The organism is Halanaerobium sp. (assembly GCF_003070835.1).
Map to the genome: position 1 here is coordinate 1 of NZ_QBLR01000279.1, position 4,521 is coordinate 4,521.

At 39.0% G+C, this 4,521-nt stretch carries 3 protein-coding genes; 1 reads left to right on the forward strand and 2 read right to left on the reverse strand.

Annotated features, from left to right (window positions below):
* The first annotated feature begins 281 nt into the window (after positions 1 to 281).
* A complete protein-coding gene (locus CI949_RS17325) occupies positions 282 to 2,000 on the forward strand; it encodes a SulP family inorganic anion transporter (protein WP_108142225.1) in 1,719 nt (572 codons plus the stop codon).
* A gap of 150 nt (positions 2,001 to 2,150) precedes the next feature.
* Here CI949_RS17325 and hydE read toward each other — a convergent pair whose 3' ends face one another.
* Entirely contained in the window at positions 2,151 to 3,191 is a 1,041-nt protein-coding gene (gene hydE, locus CI949_RS17330; protein WP_108142223.1) for a [FeFe] hydrogenase H-cluster radical SAM maturase HydE, read from the reverse strand.
* Positions 3,192 to 4,475, reverse strand: coding sequence for a [FeFe] hydrogenase H-cluster maturation GTPase HydF (gene hydF / locus CI949_RS17335; RefSeq protein WP_108142221.1), 1,284 nt, complete (start codon positions 4,473 to 4,475; stop codon positions 3,192 to 3,194).
* Between the last annotated feature and the right edge of the window lie 46 nt (positions 4,476 to 4,521).

Below are 4,521 nucleotides of genomic sequence, written 5' to 3' on the forward strand. Positions count from 1 at the left end.
TCATTTTGTAATATTCTTAAATTAAGTTCCAAGGGGCCTCACTCCTTTCTTTGATTTTTTGTCCTTGTGAGGCTCCTTCTTTATTTGTTTTAAAATTCCTGCCTATTTACATAAATCAATTCTTAAATCCCACTTTTATTTTACACTAACAAGTAGATAGCAATCAATATTTTCAGATGTAAATTTATTTTAAATTTCCTATTTCAATTGAAAGTTTCTGGCTGGCCTGTTAAACTATAAGCAAAGTTAAAATTAAATTCAAAAAAGCCGGGGTGAATACCGTGCAAAATATACAAAGTCTATTTAAAAAGTATAAAAATGATATGATAAGTGGATTAACAACAGCCACCATTGCTCTGCCGCAAAATATGGCCTATGCTTTAATCCTGGGCATAAATCCAATTTATGGAATCTATGCTTCCATTTTTTCAATGCTCACCGCCTCTATTTTTAATCTCTCATCATATGTGATTGTCGGTCCAACAAATATGATGGCCGTTGCCCTGTTTAGTAGTTTAAGTAATTTTCAGGGTGAAAATTATCTGGAGATTATATTTTTAACTACATTTTTAATCGGACTCTTTCAGTTTTTACTGGTCAGTTTTAATCTAAGTGAATTAATCAAATATGTATCCCATCCAGTAGTTGTTGCCCTTTCACATGGAGCTGCAGTATTAATTCTTTTTTCTCAGATCGAAAATTTCACCGGGGTCAGCGTTTCAGGCTCCAATGTCATCACCAAAGGCTGGCAGTTTATTAAAAATTTTGAGCAGATTAATTATATCAACCTTGGGGTTGGACTTTTAACTCTAATTTTAATCTACCTAATCCCACGCCTCAAACAAGAACTTCCTGAATATCTGCTGACAGTTACTATTATGACAATCTTTACGGCAGCAAGCGGGCTGAACAGCTCAATTTCTTTAGTTGGCGAAATTCCAAAAAGAATTATTGATTTTAATTTAATAAACTTTGACTGGCATCTAGTCGGCCAGCTTTACAGCAAGGCTTTTTCTATAGCTCTTTTAGGACTGATCCAGACAATGGCGGTCCTGCAGGCAATTTCTTTAAAAACTGATGAGGAACCTGATTTTGACCGAGAATTTAGAAGCCAGGGAATCAGCAATATGGTTATTTCTTTTTTTAGTGCCTTTGCGATTTCAGCTTCTTTTTCCAATACCTTTGCCAACTTAAGTGCTGGCGCCAGACACAGAATCTCTCAGTTTTTCTGTGCCCTTTCGATTATAATTTTCATTTTGTTTTTTAGACCACTTTTAGCCTACATTCCGGTTGCTGTGCTGGCAGGTCTGGTTATAGCTGCTGCATTAGGAATTGCGGATTTTAAAGAAGTTATTAAAAATATGAAAACCACCAGAGGAGATGCTTTAATTTTCTGGTCAACTTTTACCGCCACAATTGTGCTGCCCAACCTTGACCAGGCAATCTATTTTGGAGTTATGGTTTCGCTGGTTGTTGTTCTACAGATTTCTAAAAAAGCAGATATCGAAATGCTCTACTATGATAAAAAAGAAGGAGACAAGGGATATCACCTCCACCATGCTCATCACGAAGATGCAGATCAATCTGAGATTTCAGCGAAACAGGCAAGAGTAGTCGATCTCAAAGGAGCTGTTCATTTTAGTGCTGCTGATGATTTAAAAGAGCAGCTGGAAGATTTTTTTGCCAAAGACACAGATTTTATTATCCGTTTTCGCAATGTAAGGAGAGTTGACATCACCATCATTGGAGTTTTAGAGGAATTTATCGATCAGGTTCAGGCCAGTGGTGGTGAGGTAATGCTAACGGGGGTCAACGAAAAGATTCTTAAGATGTTTAGAAAAATTGGTCTGTCTGAAAAAGTTGGCGAAAATAATATTTATTTACCTGAGACTGAATATTTTGCAGCAACAAACAAGGCTCTGGATTTCAGCAATAATGAAAATGGAAGTTCAAAAGCTGAAGAAAAAAAGGTCGAAGCAGAAGAAGATAAAGAAAAATAAATATCTAAATTATAAAAAATTTTATCTTTTAAAATAAATCAAACTCCCGCCAGTAAAAGCAGCAGTTCTAAATGCTTCTACCTAAGCGGGAGTTTTTTGTAAAACTAAAACATAATTTGGTTTTAATATTTTCTTAGCATCATTAGCAGATTATCTTAAACTGTGACCCTTAGTCTGACTGACTTCTCGCCCCAGAGAAGCGATAATCCCTCCAATACACTGCCTGCAGTCTCCTGCCTCTTCGTTGACACAAATTTTTTCGGGATAAATCTGATATTTTTCCCGATACTTTGAATCAGTTACATTGGGCATTACTACATTGGCACCTGCCAGCAGAGCTTTCTGCCTTCCTTCGGCATCAATTGTTCCGAGAGCTGTTGTGGCCGGGATATGGGCCAGCGGCAGCAGCAGTCTGCTCAAAGCTGTAAATTTCAAGGTCATTTCCACTGTACCAGTTTTACTTTCAGCAAGCGGTGTCTGCTCGTGAGGAATGAAGGGACCGGAGCCAATCATATCAAGTTTTAAATCCTGTGAGAGCAGCAGATCTTCAGCCAAAATCTCAGGAGTCTGTCCCGGAAGATCAATTATTACACCACTGCCGATCTGATAGCCGATTGTTTTTAAATATTTTAGACTTTCTATTCGATTTTGATAGCTCATCCCTGGGTGATATTTTTCATAAAGGGCCTGATCGGCTATTTCGTGTTTTAAAAGATAGCGGTCAGCACCGGCTTCCCACCAGAGTTTATAAGCCGCAAAATCTCTTTCTCCCAAACTCAAAGTGACAGCCATATCAGTAGTATTTTTAATTTCTTTAATAATTTCTGCAATTTCAGCTGCCGGATATTCATCCTCACCTGACTGCAGCACAACTGTCTGATAGCCCAGCTCAGCTGCCATCCCGGCCGTCTCAATAATTTCTTCTTTTTTTAACTGATAGCGCTCAAGCTCGTGGTTATCTTTCCGCAGTCCACAGTAATGACAGTTCTGCTTACAGTAACTTGAAAACTCAATAATCGCCCGCAGATGAACCTCATCACCACAGACTTCCTTTCTTTTCTGATCAGCCTGCTGCAGCAGATAATCAAGTTCATCAATGTCTGCAGTCAGCAGAGCTTTAATATCTTCTTTAGCTAATTCAGCCTGCTCAAATGCCTGATCGACCAGCCTTTTTATTCTAAATTGATTCACCTAAACCACCTCTTCTATATCTTTTTGATCTATATTTTTCTGTTTCTGCTGCCAGAGCTCTAGAGCCTCAGGAAAGGGTTTTAAGGCCCGATCTAAAATCCCGTGCAGCCAGGCAATTCCCATTCCATAATTAATAACTGGAATCCCGGCTTTTTCTGCCTCTTTTAATCTGGATAAAACTTCTTTCCGATTCAGCATACAGCTGCCGCAGTGCAGAATCACTTTATAATCATTGAGGTTTTCTGGGAATTCACGGCCGGAAACATGATCAAATTCAATCTCCGGGCTAATTTTTTCGTGAACCCAGTTTGGAATTTTTACTGTTCCAATATCATCCTGCTGGCGGCGGTGAGTGCAGGCTTCTGCTACCAGTACCCTGTCCCCAGCCTTAAGTTTTTCCATCATTTTAGCTCCCCGGACAAAAGTTTTAAGATCACCTTTATAGCGGGCGAAAAGCACAGAAAACCCGGTTAATAATATATCTTCAGGGACTGATTTTGAGACAGTCTCAAAAGCCTGAGAATCTGTAACTACAATTTTCGGTTTCTCTTTTAATTTATTAATTTCTGAGCTTACATCTTCCTTTTTGGTAACCAGAGCTACTGCATCATGATCCAGAATATCTCTAATTGTCTGCACCTGAGGCAGAATAAGTCTTCCCTTTGGAGCTGCACTATCGATTGGAGTTACTAAAATCACAGTATCTCCAGGATCAATTAAGTCTCCCATGATTGTACTTCGGCTTTGATCAACCGGCATTTCTGCAGCAATTTTCTCTCTAATTTGATCAATGTTGATTTCATTTTCTGCGCTTACCTTTAAAAACTCAAGCTGATAACTTTCAGCAAAATCTCTGATTTCCATTAAAGCTGCAGTTTCTTCTTCCTCTGCTTTTAGCAGCTCGCATTTATTTAAAACTGTAATAAAAGGAATTTCTCTAGCCTGAAACTCTTCGATTAGTTCCGCCTCAAAATCTCCTGCTCCCTGCACGGCTGAAATCACCAGCAGGGCCAGATCAGTTTTGCGCATAATTTCTTTGGTCTTTTTGATCCTCATCTCTCCGAGCTCACCCTGATCATCTATTCCAGCTGTATCGATCATCATAACCGGGCCAATTGGCAAAATTTCCATTGCCTTGTAGACCGGATCGGTAGTTGTCCCCGGCTGACTGGAAACAAGGGCCAGCTTCTGATTTGTAAGTTTATTAATCAAAGAAGATTTACCAACATTACGCCTGCCAAAAACTGCAATATGCGGCCGATCTCCTTTAGCTGTAGAATTCATTTTCCCACTTCCTTATATAATGTAGTTAATTGTTGTGCAATCAGTT